At 61.9% G+C, this 16,991-nt stretch carries 12 protein-coding genes and 1 tRNA gene; all 13 read left to right on the forward strand.

Annotated features, from left to right (window positions below):
- A partial coding sequence (gene tuf / locus DIE22_RS35250; protein ID WP_027805213.1) for an elongation factor Tu occupies nt 1-1,182 on the forward strand: 1,182 nt, incomplete at its 5' end.
- 59 nt (nt 1,183-1,241) lie between these two features.
- Nucleotides 1,242-1,317: transfer RNA gene (locus DIE22_RS35255), tRNA-Trp, on the forward strand.
- A 42-nt stretch (nt 1,318-1,359) separates the two neighbouring features.
- Nucleotides 1,360-1,740: a preprotein translocase subunit SecE gene (gene secE, locus DIE22_RS35260; protein WP_006482892.1), complete on the forward strand. Its 381-nt coding sequence runs from the start codon at nt 1,360-1,362 to the stop codon at nt 1,738-1,740.
- Nucleotide 1,741: 1 nt separating this feature from the next.
- Entirely contained in the window at nt 1,742-2,299 is a 558-nt protein-coding gene (nusG, locus tag DIE22_RS35265; RefSeq protein WP_006400672.1) for a transcription termination/antitermination protein NusG, read from the forward strand.
- Between the two features lie 140 nt (nt 2,300-2,439).
- Nucleotides 2,440-2,871: a 50S ribosomal protein L11 gene (gene rplK / locus DIE22_RS35270; protein ID WP_006400671.1), complete on the forward strand. Its 432-nt coding sequence runs from the start codon at nt 2,440-2,442 to the stop codon at nt 2,869-2,871.
- Entirely contained in the window at nt 2,872-3,570 is a 699-nt protein-coding gene (gene rplA, locus DIE22_RS35275; RefSeq protein WP_059535563.1) for a 50S ribosomal protein L1, read from the forward strand.
- A 295-nt stretch (nt 3,571-3,865) separates the two neighbouring features.
- Nucleotides 3,866-4,363, forward strand: coding sequence for a 50S ribosomal protein L10 (gene rplJ, locus DIE22_RS35280; protein ID WP_038715103.1), 498 nt, complete (start codon nt 3,866-3,868; stop codon nt 4,361-4,363).
- A gap of 63 nt (nt 4,364-4,426) precedes the next feature.
- Nucleotides 4,427-4,801, forward strand: a complete 375-nt coding sequence (gene rplL, locus DIE22_RS35285) for a 50S ribosomal protein L7/L12 (protein WP_014898360.1) — start codon at nt 4,427-4,429, stop codon at nt 4,799-4,801.
- 377 nt (nt 4,802-5,178) lie between these two features.
- Nucleotides 5,179-9,285: a DNA-directed RNA polymerase subunit beta gene (rpoB, locus tag DIE22_RS35290; RefSeq protein WP_124501690.1), complete on the forward strand. Its 4,107-nt coding sequence runs from the start codon at nt 5,179-5,181 to the stop codon at nt 9,283-9,285.
- 21 nt (nt 9,286-9,306) lie between these two features.
- Nucleotides 9,307-13,548, forward strand: coding sequence for a DNA-directed RNA polymerase subunit beta' (gene rpoC / locus DIE22_RS35295; protein WP_124501691.1), 4,242 nt, complete (start codon nt 9,307-9,309; stop codon nt 13,546-13,548).
- 241 nt (nt 13,549-13,789) lie between these two features.
- On the forward strand, nt 13,790-15,637 hold the full coding sequence (gene recQ, locus DIE22_RS35300; protein ID WP_124501692.1) for a DNA helicase RecQ: 1,848 nt from the start codon (nt 13,790-13,792) through the stop codon (nt 15,635-15,637).
- A gap of 227 nt (nt 15,638-15,864) precedes the next feature.
- Nucleotides 15,865-16,245, forward strand: a complete 381-nt coding sequence (rpsL, locus tag DIE22_RS35310) for a 30S ribosomal protein S12 (protein WP_006400662.1) — start codon at nt 15,865-15,867, stop codon at nt 16,243-16,245.
- A 172-nt stretch (nt 16,246-16,417) separates the two neighbouring features.
- Nucleotides 16,418-16,888, forward strand: coding sequence for a 30S ribosomal protein S7 (gene rpsG / locus DIE22_RS35315; RefSeq protein WP_006477195.1), 471 nt, complete (start codon nt 16,418-16,420; stop codon nt 16,886-16,888).
- Nucleotides 16,889-16,991: the final 103 nt, after the last annotated feature.

Raw genomic sequence — 16,991 nt, forward strand, 5'->3', positions numbered from 1 at the left:
GGTAAATTTGAGCGGACCAAGCCGCACGTCAACGTTGGTACGATTGGTCACGTTGACCACGGCAAGACGACGCTGACGGCAGCGATCACGACGGTGCTGACGAAGAAGTTCGGCGGCGAAGCGAAGGCCTACGACCAGATCGACGCGGCACCGGAAGAAAAGGCGCGCGGCATCACGATCAACACGGCACACGTCGAGTACGAAACGGCAAACCGCCACTACGCACACGTCGACTGCCCGGGCCACGCTGACTATGTGAAGAACATGATCACGGGCGCAGCGCAGATGGACGGCGCGATCCTGGTTTGCTCGGCAGCAGACGGCCCGATGCCGCAAACGCGTGAGCACATCCTGCTGGCGCGTCAGGTTGGCGTTCCGTACATCATCGTGTTCCTGAACAAGTGCGACATGGTGGACGACGCTGAACTGCTCGAACTGGTCGAGATGGAAGTTCGCGAACTGCTGTCGAAGTACGACTTCCCGGGCGACGACACGCCGATCGTGAAGGGTTCGGCGAAGCTGGCGCTGGAAGGCGACACGGGCGAGCTGGGCGAAGTGGCGATCATGAGCCTGGCAGATGCGCTGGACACGTACATCCCGACGCCGGAGCGTGCAGTTGACGGCGCGTTCCTGATGCCGGTGGAAGACGTGTTCTCGATCTCGGGCCGTGGTACGGTGGTGACGGGTCGTGTCGAGCGCGGCATCGTCAAGGTCGGCGAAGAAATCGAAATCGTCGGTATCAAGCCGACGGTGAAGACGACCTGCACGGGCGTTGAAATGTTCCGCAAGCTGCTGGACCAAGGTCAGGCAGGCGACAACGTCGGTATCCTGCTGCGCGGCACGAAGCGTGAAGACGTGGAGCGTGGCCAGGTTCTGGCGAAGCCGGGTTCGATCACGCCGCACACGCACTTCACGGCTGAAGTGTACGTGCTGAGCAAGGACGAAGGCGGCCGTCACACGCCGTTCTTCAACAACTACCGTCCGCAGTTCTACTTCCGTACGACGGACGTGACGGGCTCGATCGAGCTGCCGAAGGACAAGGAAATGGTGATGCCGGGCGACAACGTGTCGATCACGGTGAAGCTGATCGCTCCGATCGCGATGGAAGAAGGTCTGCGCTTCGCAATCCGCGAAGGCGGCCGTACCGTCGGCGCCGGCGTCGTCGCCAAGATCATCGAGTAAGCCAGTTATTCGTTGATCGACAGTTTTGGGGCTGGCAGCAGCCGGCCCCAGCATGGTTTAGGGGTATAGCTCAACTGGCAGAGCGTCGGTCTCCAAAACCGAAGGTTGGGGGTTCGATTCCCTCTGCCCCTGCCAAAAATCGCCACGTGTCCCACGTGGCATTTGTTTTAAGGTGTTATGGCGAATCCATCCGTCGAAACTGTAAATACCTCCGGCGATAAGCTGATGCTGGCCCTGGGCGTATTGCTGGTCTTGGCCGGATTCGTGGGCTTCTTCTGGCTGGCCAACCAGCAGTGGTATGTCCGCGGTGCCGCATTGGCGGTAGGTATCATCGCCGGCGTGGCCGTCGGTCTGATGTCCGCACCTGGCAAGAGCCTCATCGCGTTTGCCAAGGATTCGTACAAGGAAGTCCGCAAGGTCGTTTGGCCCACCCGCAAGGAAGCAACGCAAACCACACTCGTCGTGTTTGGTTTCGTGCTCGTGATGGCGATTTTCCTCTGGTTGAGTGACAAATCGATCGAATGGGTGATTTTCTCGGCGATTCTGGGTTGGAAATGATATGAGCGATACTCCGGCATCCCCGAGCGGAAAGCGTTGGTACGTCGTGCACGCCTACTCCGGCATGGAGAAGAGCGTGCAACGTGCGCTTCAGGAGCGCATCGAACGTGCTGGCATGCAGGACAAATTCGGTCAGATCCTGGTTCCGACCGAAGAAGTGGTCGAAGTCAAGGGTGGCCACAAGGCTGTAACCGAGCGTCGTTTCTTCCCCGGCTACGTGCTGGTGGAAATGGAAATGACGGACGAAACGTGGCACCTCGTGAAGAACACGGCGAAGGTCACGGGTTTCGTCGGCGGTGCGCGTAACCGCCCGACCCCGATTTCCCCGAAGGAAGTCGAAAAGATCATGTCGCAGATGCAGGAAGGCGTCGAGAAGCCGCGCCCGAAGACCCTGTTCGAAGTTGGCGAGATGGTGCGTGTCAAGGAAGGCCCGTTCACGGACTTCAACGGCACGGTCGAAGAAGTCAACTACGAAAAATCGCGCGTGCGTGTGTCGGTCACCATCTTTGGCCGCTCCACCCCGGTCGAACTCGAGTTCGGCCAGGTCGAAAAAGTTTGATCCCGATTTGGTGGGCAGCCTCGGCTGCCCACCTTCGCGCTTACGGTCCGCGTCATGGCCGTTGAGGAGCGTCAGTAGCCAGCGGCGAACGCGCGTTATCACTCACCGAACGCCGCCTGGCGTTCCAACGAGGTTTACAAATGGCAAAGAAGATTGTCGGCTTTATCAAGCTGCAGATTCCTGCAGGTAAAGCCAACCCGTCGCCGCCGGTCGGTCCGGCACTGGGCCAGCGCGGCCTGAACATCATGGAGTTCTGCAAGGCGTTCAACGCGCAGACTCAAGGCATGGAGCCGGGTCTGCCGGTGCCGGTGGTCATCACGGCATACGCTGACAAGAGCTTCACGTTCGTGATGAAGACGCCGCCGGCGACCGTCCTGATCAAGAAGGCGGCGAAGGTGGACAAGGGCTCGAGCAAGCCGCACACCGACAAGGTCGGTTCGATCACGCGCGCTCAAGCCGAAGAAATCGCGAAGACCAAGATGCCGGACCTTACGGCAGCTGATCTGGACGCAGCCGTTCGCACCATCGCTGGTAGCGCACGCTCGATGGGCATCACTGTGGAGGGCGTGTAAATGGCTAAGATCTCCAAGCGCCGTCAGGCATTTGCCGCCAAGGTCGACCGTCAGAAGCTGTACGCGATCGAAGACGCACTGGCACTCGTGAAGGAATGCGCGAGCGCGAAGTTCAACGAATCGATCGACGTCGCAGTCCAGCTCGGCATCGATGCGAAGAAGTCGGACCAGGTCGTTCGTGGTTCGGTCGTGCTGCCGGCAGGTACGGGCAAGTCGGTTCGCGTTGCCGTGTTCGCGCAAGGCGACAAGGCCGAGCAGGCTCGCGCAGCAGGTGCGGAAATCGTCGGTATGGAAGACCTGGCTGAGCAGATCAAGGCTGGCCAGATGGACTTCGACATCGTGATCGCTTCGCCGGACACGATGCGTATCGTCGGTACGCTCGGTCAGATCCTTGGCCCGCGCGGCCTGATGCCGAACCCGAAGGTCGGCACGGTCACGCCGGACGTCGCGACTGCAGTCAAGAACGCGAAGGCTGGTCAGGTGCAATTCCGTGTCGACAAGGCCGGTATCATCCACGCGACCATCGGCCGTGCATCGTTCGAATCGACCGCACTGCGTTCGAACCTGTCGGCGCTGATCGAAGCGCTGCAGAAGGCCAAGCCGGCAACGAGCAAGGGCGTCTACCTGCGCAAGATCGCACTGTCGAGCACGATGGGCGTCGGCGTGCGTGTCGACCAGGCTACGCTGGCAGCACAGTAAGCAAGTATCCGGGCCGCTTCGTTCGCGAAGCGGCCTACATGGGCTTTGGGCGGTTGTTCGTGCAGCAGCACGGGCAACCGGTTATCAAAGACCGTTGGTGGGACGCAGCAGGCAGGCGATCCCTTAATTCAAGCCAACGCAGATGGCGAACCCGAAAAAGTTTTGCAGTGGTGAAGCCGCAGGTCGTGAAGCGATTCACGGCGTGAGGTGGAAATACTCCTAACGAGGTCGGACGCCGTTGTTGAACGAGGTACGTGAGGTTTCGTGCCGAACGTATCGTTTCTGGAGGCTAACCGTGCCGCTTAATAGAGAAGACAAGCAAGCCGTCGTCGCTGAGGTTGCCGCGCAAGTCGCGAAGGCCCAGACCGTTGTGCTGGCTGAGTATCGTGGAATTGCGGTTGGCGATCTGACCAAGCTGCGCGCGAAAGCGCGTGAGCAACAGGTTTACCTGCGCGTGTTGAAGAACACGCTGGCGCGTCGCGCTGTTGAAGGTACGCCTTTTGCTCCGCTGGCAGAGCAGATGACTGGTCCGCTGATCTACGGCATCTCGGAAGATGCAATTGCCGCTGCTAAGGTCGTCAACGACTTCAGCAAGAGCAATGACAAGTTGGTCATCAAGGCTGGTTCGTTCGATGGCAAGGTGATGGACAAGGCTGGCGTGCAAGCGCTGGCAAGCATCCCGAGCCGCGAAGAACTGCTCTCGAAGCTGCTGTTCGTTATGCAATCGCCTGTTTCGGGCTTCGCGCGTGCTCTGGCCGCGCTCGCCGAGAAGAAGCAAGCGGAAGCTGCGTAAGCGAACGTGCATCAGCGTTACTGATCGCTGGCTGTATCCGAATTCAATTTAGGAGTATTTCAAATGGCAATCGCAAAAGAAGACATCCTGGCAGCAGTCGAAGGGATGACCGTTCTGGAACTGAACGAACTGGTCAAGGCGTTCGAAGAGAAGTTTGGCGTGTCGGCAGCTGCAGTGGCAGTCGCTGGCCCGGCAGGCGGCGGCGCTGCTGCTGCTGCAGAAGAGAAGACCGAATTCACGGTCGTTCTGACTGAAGCAGGCAGCAACAAGGTTGCAGTCATCAAGGCAGTTCGCGAACTGACGGGCCTGGGCCTGAAGGAAGCGAAGGACGTCGTTGACGGCGCACCGAAGGCTGTCAAGGAAGGCGTCGACAAGGCTGCTGCTGAAGAAGCCAAGAAGAAGCTGGAAGACGCGGGCGCGAAGGTCGAAGTCAAGTAAGTTTCGACGCGCTGTGCGAAGGCTGGCGGTATTTTCACCGCCGGCCTTTTTGTGCTTTGTGGGGACGTTATTCTGGCACTCATTCGAGAGCCCGAATAATCGGCCCCAGAAGCCAAAGAAAACCGCCAAATCGTTGTCAATGGTCACGACTGGCGTTTCTCTTTGTCTTCTGAAGCGACTGCAGAAGGCAAGTTTGGTCGGGTAGCGGGCAACACAGGCATCCGCTGCCGTCAGCCAGCGGTTGGTAGCGGCCAACCACCAAGCTTCTCGGCTCGTTCAAGCCGTTGGACGGCCATCGGGTCTCAGTCGGTGAACACTCGGGTTTGAAACGTCCAGGTATTCCGCCTCGATAGCACCCGCCGTGATTCGGAGATCGTATGCAATATTCCTTCACCGAGAAGAAGCGCATTCGCAAGAGTTTCGCGAAGCGCCCCATCGTTCACCAGGTTCCGTTCTTGCTGGCTACCCAGCTTGAATCATTCAGCACGTTTCTGCAAGCCGATGTGCTGGGCACGCAACGCAAGCCTGAAGGTTTGCAGGCCGCATTCACATCGGTATTTCCCATTGTTTCGCACAACGGCTTCGCGCGCCTCGAGTTCGTGAGCTATGCGCTGTCCTCGCCGGCATTCAACATCAAGGAATGCCAGCAGCGGGGCCTGACGTACTGCTCCGCGCTGCGCGCGAAGGTCCGCCTCGTCATCCTCGACAAGGAATCGCCGAACAAGCCGGTCGTCAAGGAAGTGAAGGAGCAGGAAGTGTACATGGGCGAAATTCCGCTCATGACGCCGACGGGCTCGTTCGTCATCAACGGCACCGAGCGTGTCATCGTCTCCCAGCTGCACCGTTCGCCGGGCGTGTTCTTCGAACACGACAAGGGCAAGACGCACAGCTCGGGCAAGCTGCTGTTCTCGGCACGGATCATTCCGTACCGCGGCTCGTGGCTCGACTTCGAATTCGATCCGAAGGACATCCTGTACTTCCGCGTCGACCGTCGCCGCAAGATGCCGGTCACGATCCTGCTGAAGGCCATCGGCCTCACGCCGGAACAGATCCTCGCGAACTTCTTCGTGTTCGACAACTTCACGCTGATGGACGAAGGCGCGCAACTCGAGTTCGTGCCCGAGCGCCTGCGTGGTGAAGTCGCGCGTTTCGACATCACGGATCGCGACGGCAAGGTCATCGTCCAGAAGGACAAGCGGATCAACGCGAAGCACATTCGCGACCTCGAAGCCGCGAAGACCAAGTTCATCTCGGTGCCGGAAGACTATCTGCTCGGCCGCGTGCTGGCGAAGAACGTCGTCGACGGCGACACCGGCGAAGTGATCGCGAGCGCGAACGACGAAGTCACGGAAAGCGTGCTCGAGAAGCTGCGCGAAGCGGGCATCAAGGATATCCAGACGCTCTACACGAACGATCTGGACCAGGGTCCGTACATCTCGTCGACGCTGCGTGTCGACGAAACGACCGACAAGACGGCCGCGCGCATCGCGATCTACCGCATGATGCGTCCGGGCGAACCGCCGACCGAAGAAGCGGTCGAGGCGCTGTTCAACCGTCTGTTCTACAGCGAAGAAGCGTACGACCTGTCGAAGGTCGGCCGCATGAAGTTCAACCGCCGCGTCAGCCGTGACGAGATCACCGGCCCGATGACGCTGCAGGACGACGACATCCTCGCGACGATCAAGATCCTCGTCGAGCTGCGCAACGGCAAGGGCGAAGTGGACGACATCGACCACCTCGGCAACCGTCGTGTGCGTTGCGTCGGCGAACTGGCGGAAAACCAGTTCCGCGCGGGTCTGGTGCGTGTCGAGCGCGCGGTCAAGGAACGCCTCGGCCAGGCCGAAAGCGAAAACCTGATGCCGCACGACCTGATCAACTCGAAGCCGATTTCGTCGGCGATCCGCGAGTTCTTCGGTTCGTCGCAGCTGTCGCAGTTCATGGACCAGACCAACCCGCTGTCGGAAATCACGCACAAGCGCCGTGTTTCCGCACTGGGCCCGGGCGGTCTGACGCGCGAACGCGCAGGCTTCGAAGTGCGTGACGTGCACCCGACCCACTATGGCCGCGTGTGCCCGATCGAAACGCCGGAAGGTCCGAACATCGGCCTGATCAACTCGCTCGCACTGTATGCGCACCTGAACGAGTACGGCTTCCTCGAGACGCCGTATCGCAAGGTCGTGGACAGCAAGGTGACCGACCAGATCGATTACCTGTCGGCGATCGAGGAAGGCCGCTACATGATCGCGCAGGCGAACGCCGCGATCGACGAGAACGGCACGCTGATCGACGAACTCGTGTCGTCGCGTGAAGCCGGCGAAACGATGATGGTCACGCCGGACCGGATCCAGTACATGGACGTCGCACCGTCGCAGATCGTGTCGGTTGCAGCTTCGCTGATTCCGTTCCTCGAGCACGACGACGCGAACCGTGCACTGATGGGTTCGAACATGCAGCGTCAGGCCGTGCCGTGTCTGCGTCCGGAGAAGCCGGTCGTCGGTACGGGCATCGAGCGTACCTGCGCGGTCGACTCGGGCACGACGGTTCAGGCGTTCCGTGGCGGCGTCGTCGACTATGTCGACGCAGGCCGTATCGTGATTCGCGTGAACGACGACGAAGCGGTCGCAGGTGAAGTCGGTGTCGACATCTACAACCTGATCAAGTATACGCGTTCGAACCAGAACACGAACATCAACCAGCGTCCGATCGTGAAGATGGGCGACAAGGTCTCGCGCGGCGACGTGCTGGCCGACGGCGCCTCGACGGACCTGGGCGAGCTCGCGCTCGGCCAGAACATGCTGATCGCGTTCATGCCGTGGAACGGCTACAACTTCGAGGACTCGATCCTGATCTCGGAGAAGGTGGTTGCCGACGATCGCTACACGTCGATCCACATCGAAGAGCTGAACGTCGTTGCACGCGACACGAAGCTCGGGCCGGAAGAAATCACGCGCGACATCTCGAACCTGGCGGAAGTCCAGCTCGGCCGTCTCGACGAATCGGGCATCGTGTACATCGGTGCGGAAGTCGAAGCGGGCGACGTGATGGTCGGCAAGGTCACGCCGAAGGGCGAGACCCAGCTGACGCCGGAAGAGAAGCTGCTGCGCGCGATCTTCGGCGAGAAGGCTTCGGACGTGAAGGACACGTCGCTGCGCGTGCCGTCGGGCATGAGCGGCACCGTGATCGACGTCCAGGTGTTCACGCGTGAAGGCATCCAGCGCGACAAGCGTGCGCAACAGATCATCGACGACGAACTGAAGCGCTATCGTCTCGACCTGAACGACCAGCTGCGCATCGTGGAAGGCGACGCGTTCCAGCGTCTCGCGCGCATGCTCGTGGGCAAGGTCGCGAACGGCGGTCCGAAGAAGCTCGCGAAGGGCACGAAGATCGACCAGGCGTACCTGGAAGATCTCGATCACTACCACTGGTTCGACATCCGCCTCGCGGACGACGAAGCAGCGGCGCAGCTCGAAGCGATCAAGAACTCGATCGAAGAAAAGCGTCACCAGTTCGACCTCGCGTTCGAAGAGAAGCGCAAGAAGCTCACGCAAGGCGACGAACTGCCGCCGGGCGTGCTGAAGATGGTCAAGGTGTACCTCGCGGTGAAGCGCCGTCTGCAGCCCGGCGACAAGATGGCAGGCCGTCACGGTAACAAGGGTGTCGTGTCGAAGATCGTCCCGATCGAAGACATGCCGTACATGGCCGACGGCCGTCCGGCAGACGTCGTGCTGAACCCGCTCGGCGTGCCGTCGCGGATGAACGTGGGTCAGGTTCTGGAAGTGCACCTCGGTTGGGCCGCGAAGGGCCTCGGCTGGCGTATCGGCGAAATGCTGCAGCGTCAGGCGAAGATCGAGGAAATGCGCGTGTTCCTGACGAAGATCTACAACGACTCGGGCCGCCAGGAAGATCTGGAAAGCTTCACCGACGACGAGATCCTCGAACTCGCGAAGAACCTGCGCGAAGGCGTGCCGTTTGCAACGCCGGTGTTCGACGGTGCGACCGAGGAAGAAATGGGCAAGATGCTCGACCTCGCGTTCCCGGACGACATCGCGGAACAACTCGGCATGAATCCGTCGAAGAACCAGGTCCGCCTGTACGACGGCCGCACGGGTGAGATGTTCGAACGTCGCGTGACGCTCGGCTACATGCACTACCTGAAGCTGCACCACCTGGTCGATGACAAGATGCACGCGCGTTCGACGGGCCCGTACTCGCTCGTCACGCAGCAGCCGTTGGGTGGTAAGGCGCAGTTCGGTGGCCAGCGTTTCGGTGAAATGGAAGTGTGGGCACTCGAAGCGTACGGCGCGTCCTACGTGCTGCAGGAAATGCTGACGGTGAAGTCGGACGACGTGAACGGCCGGACGAAGGTTTACGAGAACCTCGTCAAGGGCGATCACGTGATCGATGCAGGCATGCCGGAATCCTTCAACGTGCTCGTGAAGGAAATCCGCTCGCTCGGTATCGACATCGATCTCGACCGCAATTAATCGGACTACGGAGAGAAAGCAATGAAAGCTCTGCTCGATCTATTCAAGCAAGTCCAACAGGAAGAAGTTTTCGACGCGATCAAGATCGGTCTGGCCTCGCCGGACAAGATCCGTTCGTGGTCGTTCGGCGAAGTGAAGAAGCCGGAGACCATCAACTACCGTACGTTCAAGCCGGAACGCGATGGTCTCTTCTGCGCGAAGATCTTCGGGCCGATCAAGGACTACGAGTGCCTGTGCGGCAAGTACAAGCGTCTGAAGCACCGCGGCGTGATCTGCGAGAAGTGCGGCGTCGAAGTGACGCTGGCGAAGGTGCGCCGCGAGCGCATGGGCCACATCGAGCTGGCCTCGCCGGTCGCGCACATCTGGTTCCTGAAGTCGCTGCCGTCGCGTCTGGGCATGGTGCTCGACATGACGCTGCGCGACATCGAACGCGTGCTGTACTTCGAAGCGTACGTGGTGATCGAACCGGGCATGACGCCGCTGAAGGCGCGGCAGATCATGACCGAAGAGGATTACTACAACAAGGTCGAGGAATACGGCGACGAATTCCGTGCCGAGATGGGCGCGGAAGGCGTGCGTGAACTGCTGCGCGCGATCAACATCGACGAGCAGGTCGAGACGCTGCGCACCGAGCTGAAGAACACCGGCTCGGAAGCGAAGATCAAGAAGTACGCGAAGCGCCTGAAGGTCCTCGAGGCATTCCAGCGCTCGGGCATCAAGCCCGAGTGGATGATCCTCGAAGTGCTGCCGGTGCTGCCGCCGGAACTGCGTCCGCTCGTGCCGCTGGACGGCGGCCGTTTCGCGACGTCGGACCTGAACGACCTGTATCGCCGCGTGATCAACCGTAACAACCGGTTGAAGCGCCTGCTCGAGCTGAAGGCCCCTGAAATCATCGTCCGCAACGAAAAGCGGATGCTGCAGGAAGCCGTCGACTCGCTGCTCGACAACGGTCGTCGCGGCAAGGCGATGACGGGCGCGAACAAGCGTCCGCTGAAGTCGCTCGCCGACATGATCAAGGGCAAGGGCGGTCGTTTCCGTCAGAACCTGCTGGGCAAGCGCGTCGACTACTCGGGCCGTTCGGTCATCGTGGTCGGCCCGACGCTGAAGCTGCACCAGTGCGGTCTGCCGAAGCTGATGGCGCTCGAGCTGTTCAAGCCGTTCATCTTCAACAAGCTGGAAGTGATGGGCGTCGCCACGACCATCAAGGCTGCGAAGAAGGAAGTCGAGAACCAGACGCCGGTGGTGTGGGACATCCTCGAAGAGGTGATCCGCGAGCACCCGGTGATGCTGAACCGTGCGCCGACGCTGCACCGTCTCGGTATCCAGGCGTTCGAGCCGGTGCTGATCGAAGGCAAGGCGATCCAGCTGCACCCGCTCGTCTGCGCGGCGTTCAACGCCGACTTCGACGGTGACCAGATGGCCGTTCACGTGCCGCTGTCGCTCGAAGCGCAGATGGAAGCGCGCACGCTGATGCTGGCGTCGAACAACGTGCTGTTCCCGGCCAACGGCGATCCGTCGATCGTGCCGTCGCAGGATATCGTGCTGGGTCTGTACTACGCGACCCGCGAAGCGATCAACGGCAAGGGCGAAGGCCTGTCGTTCACTGGCGTGTCGGAAGTGATCCGCGCGTACGAGAACAAGGAAGTCGAGCTGGCATCGCGCGTCAACGTGCGGATCACCGAAATGGTCCACAACGAGGACACGTCGGAAGGCGCGCCGCAATTCGTGCCGAAGATCTCGCTGTACGCGACGACCGTCGGCCGCGCGATCCTGTCGGAGATCCTGCCGCACGGCCTGCCGTTCTCGGTGCTGAACAAGCCGCTGAAGAAGAAGGAAATCTCGCGCCTGATCAACACCGCATTCCGCAAGTGCGGTCTGCGTGCGACGGTCGTGTTTGCCGACCAGCTGATGCAGTCGGGTTTCCGTCTCGCGACGCGTGCCGGTATCTCGATCTGCGTGGACGACATGCTCGTGCCGCCGCAGAAGGAAACGATCGTCGGCGACGCCGCGAAGAAGGTGAAGGAGTACGACCGCCAGTACATGTCGGGTCTCGTCACCGCGCAGGAACGCTACAACAACGTGGTCGACATCTGGTCGGCAACGTCGGAAGCGGTCGGCAAGGCGATGATGGAGCAGCTGTCGACGGAGCCGGTGACGGACCGCGACGGCAACGAGACGCGCCAGGAGTCGTTCAACTCGATCTACATGATGGCCGACTCGGGCGCCCGGGGTTCGGCGGTGCAGATTCGTCAGCTGGCCGGTATGCGAGGCCTGATGGCGAAGCCGGACGGCTCGATTATCGAGACGCCGATTACCGCGAACTTCCGCGAAGGCCTGAACGTGTTGCAGTACTTCATCTCGACCCACGGTGCACGTAAGGGTCTGGCTGATACGGCACTGAAGACCGCGAACTCGGGTTACCTGACGCGTCGTCTCGTCGATGTCACGCAGGATCTGGTGGTGGTCGAGGACGATTGCGGCACGTCGAACGGCGTGGCGATGAAGGCGCTGGTCGAAGGCGGTGAAGTCGTCGAAGCGCTGCGCGACCGTATCCTCGGCCGCGTCGCGGTTGCGGACGTCGTGAACCCGGAAACGCAGGAAACGCTGTACGAATCGGGTACGCTGCTCGACGAAACGGCGGTCGAGGAAATCGAACGCCTCGGCATCGACGAAGTGCGCGTGCGCACGCCGCTGACCTGCGAAACGCGTTACGGTCTGTGCGCGGCCTGCTACGGCCGTGACCTCGGCCGCGGCTCGCTCGTGAACGTCGGCGAAGCGGTCGGCGTGATCGCGGCTCAGTCGATCGGCGAACCGGGCACGCAGCTGACGATGCGTACGTTCCACATCGGTGGTGCGGCATCGCGTGCGGCAGTGGCGTCGTCGGTCGAAGCGAAGAGCAACGGTATCGTGCGCTTCACGGCGACCATGCGTTACGTCACCAACGCGAAGGGCGAGCAGATCGTCATTTCGCGTTCGGGCGAGGCGCTGATCACCGACGATATCGGCCGCGAGCGCGAACGTCACAAGATCCCGTACGGCGCGACGCTGCTGCAGCTCGACGGCGCGGCGATCAAGGCCGGCACGCAGCTGGCGACGTGGGATCCGATGACGCGTCCGATCATCACCGAGTACGGTGGTACGGTGAAGTTCGAGAACGTCGAGGAAGGCGTGACCGTCGCGAAGCAGATCGACGACGTGACCGGCCTGTCGACGCTGGTCGTGATCGACGTGAAGCGTCGTGGTTCGCAAGCTTCGAAGAGCGTGCGTCCGCAGGTGAAACTGCTCGACGCGAACGGCGACGAAGTGAAGATCCCGGGCACGGAACACGCAGTGCAGATCGGCTTCCAGGTCGGCGCACTGATCACCGTGAAGGACGGCCAGCAAGTGCAGGTGGGTGAAGTGCTCGCACGTATCCCGACCGAAGCGCAGAAGACGCGTGACATTACCGGCGGTCTGCCGCGGGTGGCGGAACTGTTCGAAGCGCGTTCGCCGAAGGATGCCGGCATTCTCGCGGAAGTCACCGGTACGACGTCGTTCGGCAAGGACACGAAGGGCAAGCAGCGTCTCGTCATCACGGACCTCGAAGGCAATCAGCACGAGTTCCTGATCGCGAAGGAAAAGCAGGTGCTGGTCCACGATGCTCAGGTCGTCAACAAGGGCGAAATGATCGTGGACGGCCCGGCCGATCCGCACGACATCCTGCGTCTGCAGGGTATCGAGGCGCTGTCGCGCTACATCGTCGACGAAGTGCAGGACGTGTATCGTCTGCAGGGCGTGAAGATCAACGACAAGCACATCGAGGTGATCGTTCGCCAGATGCTGCGTCGTGTGCAGATCACCGATAACGGCGATACGCGCTTCATCCCGGGAGAACAGGTCGAGCGTTCCGACATGCTGGACGAGAACGATCGCATGATCGCCGAGGACAAGCGCCCAGCTTCGTACGACAACGTGCTCCTCGGTATCACGAAGGCGTCGCTGTCGACCGACTCGTTCATCTCGGCGGCATCGTTCCAGGAAACGACCCGCGTGCTGACCGAAGCGGCGATCATGGGCAAGCGCGACGATCTGCGCGGCCTGAAGGAAAACGTGATCGTCGGCCGTCTGATCCCGGCCGGTACGGGTCTCGCGTTCCACAAGGCGCGCAAGGCGAAGGAGATGTCCGACCGCGAGCGTTTCGACCAGATCGCAGCGGAAGAGGCATTCGACTTCGGTACGCCGAGCACGCCGGCGGAAGAGCCGCAACACCCGGCAGCCGAGTAAGCACGGGCGGCGCGAGCCGCCTCGCGGTGCTGTATTCGCTGTCATCGAAACCGCCCGGTCCGCCGGGCGGTTTTTTTTATCCGCCGTGCACGTGCATGACGGGCTTGCCGCGCGACTGCGCAGGCCCGTCATGCGCGCGCACGAACCCTGTCCGATTGGCCAACGATGCACGATTCGCCGCGCGTTGCGCGAGCGGGTTGTTAAAATTGCGGTCATCGTTCCGCCGTCCACTTTCTCGTTCATGTCCCGCGCCCTCGAAATCCTCGACGAAGTCTTTGGTTATTCCGCATTTCGCGGCCAGCAGGGCGAGATCGTCGAACACGTCGCCGGCGGCGGCGATTGCCTCGTGCTGATGCCGACGGGCGGCGGCAAGTCGCTGTGCTACCAGATTCCGGCGCTGCTGCGCCGCGAGGCCGGGCAGGGGGCGGGCATCGTCGTGTCGCCGCTGATCGCGCTGATGCAGGACCAGGTCGCCGCGCTCAGCGAAGTCGGCGTGCGCGCGGCCTACCTGAACTCGACGCTGTCGGGCGCCGAAGCCGCGGCGACCGAGCGCGCGCTGCGCGAAGGCGAGATCGACCTGCTGTACGTCGCGCCCGAGCGACTGATGACCGCGCGCTTCCTCGACCTGCTCGAGCGCGCGAAGATCGGCCTGTTCGCGATCGACGAGGCGCACTGCGTGTCGCAGTGGGGACATGACTTCCGTCCCGAATACATTCAGCTGTCGGTGCTGCACGAGCGCTTCCCGTCGGTGCCGCGCATCGCGTTGACGGCGACCGCCGACGCGATCACGCGCGACGAGATCATCCATCGGCTCGCGCTCGACGACGCGCGCGTGTTCGTGTCGAGCTTCGATCGGCCGAACATCCGCTACCGGATCGTCGAGAAGGACAACGCGCGTTCGCAGCTGCTCGACTTCATCCGCGCCGAGCACACGAACGCGGACGGCACGACCGACGCCGGCGTCGTCTACTGCCTGTCGCGCCGCAAGGTCGAGGAAACGGCCGAGTGGCTGAAGGCGCAGGGCGTGCGCGCGCTGCCGTATCACGCGGGGATGGAGTTCGAGGTGCGGCAGAGGCACCAGGAAATGTTCCAGCGCGAGGAAGGCATCGTCATGTGTGCGACGATCGCGTTCGGCATGGGCATCGACAAGCCGGACGTGCGCTTCGTCGCGCACCTCGACTTGCCGAAGAGCGTCGAAGGCTACTACCAGGAAACGGGCCGTGCGGGCCGCGACGGGATGCCGGCGAACGCGTGGATGGCGTATGGGCTCGGCGATGTCGTCCAGCAGCGCAAGATGATCGACGAGTCCGATGCGGACGACGCGCACAAGCGCGTGCAGACGTCGAAGCTCGACGCGCTGCTCGGGCTGTGCGAGACGATCTCGTGCCGGCGCGTGCGGCTCTTGAACTACTTCGGCGAGGCGAGTCAGCCGTGCGGCAACTGCGACACATGCCTCGAGCCGCCCGATTCGTGGGACGCGACGCGCGAGGCGCAGATGGCGCTGTCGTGCGTGTTCCGCGCGCAGCGCGCGAGCGGCTTCAACTTCGGCTCGAGCCATTTGATCGAGATCCTGCGCGGCGGCCGCACCGAGAAGGTGCTGCAGCGCGGCCATGACCAGCTCAGCACGTTCGGGATCGGCGCGTCGCTGTCCGAACCCGAGTGGCGCGCGATTTTCCGGCAGCTCGTCGCGTACGGCTACCTGGCGGTCGATCACGGCGGTTTCGGCGCGCTCATGCTGACCGAGGCAGCGAAGCCGGTCCTGAAGAACGAGGAGAAGGTCACGCTGCGCCGCTACGTGAAGCCGCAGCGCACGCGCCAGTCGTCGAGCCGCAGCGGCACCCGCGTCGACCCGACGGCCGGCATGGGCACGCGCGAGCGCGCCCGCTGGGACGCGCTGCGCGCATGGCGCGCGGAAACCGCGAAGTCCGACGGCGTGCCGGCCTACGTGATCTTCCACGACGCGACGCTCGCCGAGATCGCGCGCAATGCGCCGGAGACGATCGACGACCTGCGCCACATCCCCGGCATGGGCGTGCGCAAGCTCGAGCGCTTCGGCGACGAGATCATCGACGTCGTCGAATCGGCCTGACGCAGGTGTTCGGGCCCTTCCGGTAAACCGATCGCGCGGCCGGCAAATCACGCAAGCCGTTGACTTAGTTGGCATTTCCGGAATATGATGTTGGGTTCCGGTATTCGGTGGGCCGAGTCGCGTTCGAAGGTTCGTGTCCGTATCGCCGGTTCGGAAGTCAACTGTGCGCCGATTCTCGCTTTGCCCGAAATCGATGTGCAGATTTTGTTCAATTTCAGGAATAAACAATGCCAACCATCAACCAACTGGTTCGCAAAGGCCGTCAGTCGGAAACGACGAAGAGCAAGAGCCCGGCCCTGCAGGACTGCCCCCAGCGTCGCGGCGTGTGCACCCGTGTGTACACGACGACGCCGAAGAAGCCGAACTCGGCACTCCGTAAGGTCGCCAAGGTTCGTCTGACGAACGGCTTCGAAGTGATTTCGTACATCGGTGGTGAAGGCCACAACCTGCAGGAACACTCGGTTGTGCTGATCCGCGGCGGCCGTGTGAAGGACTTGCCGGGTGTGCGTTACCACATGGTTCGCGGCTCGCTGGATACCCAGGGCGTCAAGGACCGTAAGCAAGCGCGCTCGAAGTACGGCGCGAAGCGTGCAAAGGCTGCCAAGTAAGCAGTTTTTGATCAGGGATCGCCGCAGGGCGGTCAAGGCGGGAGTGCCGGATTGCCGGTGCTGTCGAGTAAGTGGTCACCCGGCCAAGCTGGTTAGTCGTGAAGATGTGATCGGGTTTGTTGGTGGCCGCGGGGCTGGAACCAGCTCCAACTGAACAGGTAAAGGAAGAATCATGCCGCGTCGTCGCGAAGTCCCCAAGCGGGAAGTGTTGCCGGATCCGAAGTTCGGCAACGTTGATGTAGCCAAGTTCATGAACATGCTGATGCTGTCCGGCAAGAAGTCGGTCGCAGAGCGCATCGTTTATGGCGCATTCGAACAAATCCAGACCAAGGGTGGCAAGGACCCGCTGGAAGTGTTCACGGTTGCGCTCAACAACGTGAAGCCGGTGGTCGAAGTGAAGAGCCGCCGCGTTGGTGGTGCCAACTATCAGGTTCCGGTCGAAGTGCGCCCGTCGCGTCGTATGGCATTGGCGATGCGCTGGCTGCGTGAGGCTGCGAAGAAGCGCAGCGAGAAGTCGATGGCTCTGCGCCTGGCAGGTGAACTCTCCGAAGCGGCCGAAGGCCGTGGCGGCGCGATGAAGAAGCGCGACGAAGTTCACCGCATGGCAGAAGCCAACCGCGCGTTCTCGCATTTCCGTTTCTAAGCGCCTGGCTGGGCTGTTAGCGGAAATAAATTCCGGGCGGGTGCGCTTTTCAGGCGCCTCGCCCGTTTGTGTTGAAGCGTGATGCAGCAGGGCTGCATCACGT

Source organism: Burkholderia sp. Bp9142 (assembly GCF_003853415.1).
Lineage (GTDB): Bacteria > Pseudomonadota > Gammaproteobacteria > Burkholderiales > Burkholderiaceae > Burkholderia.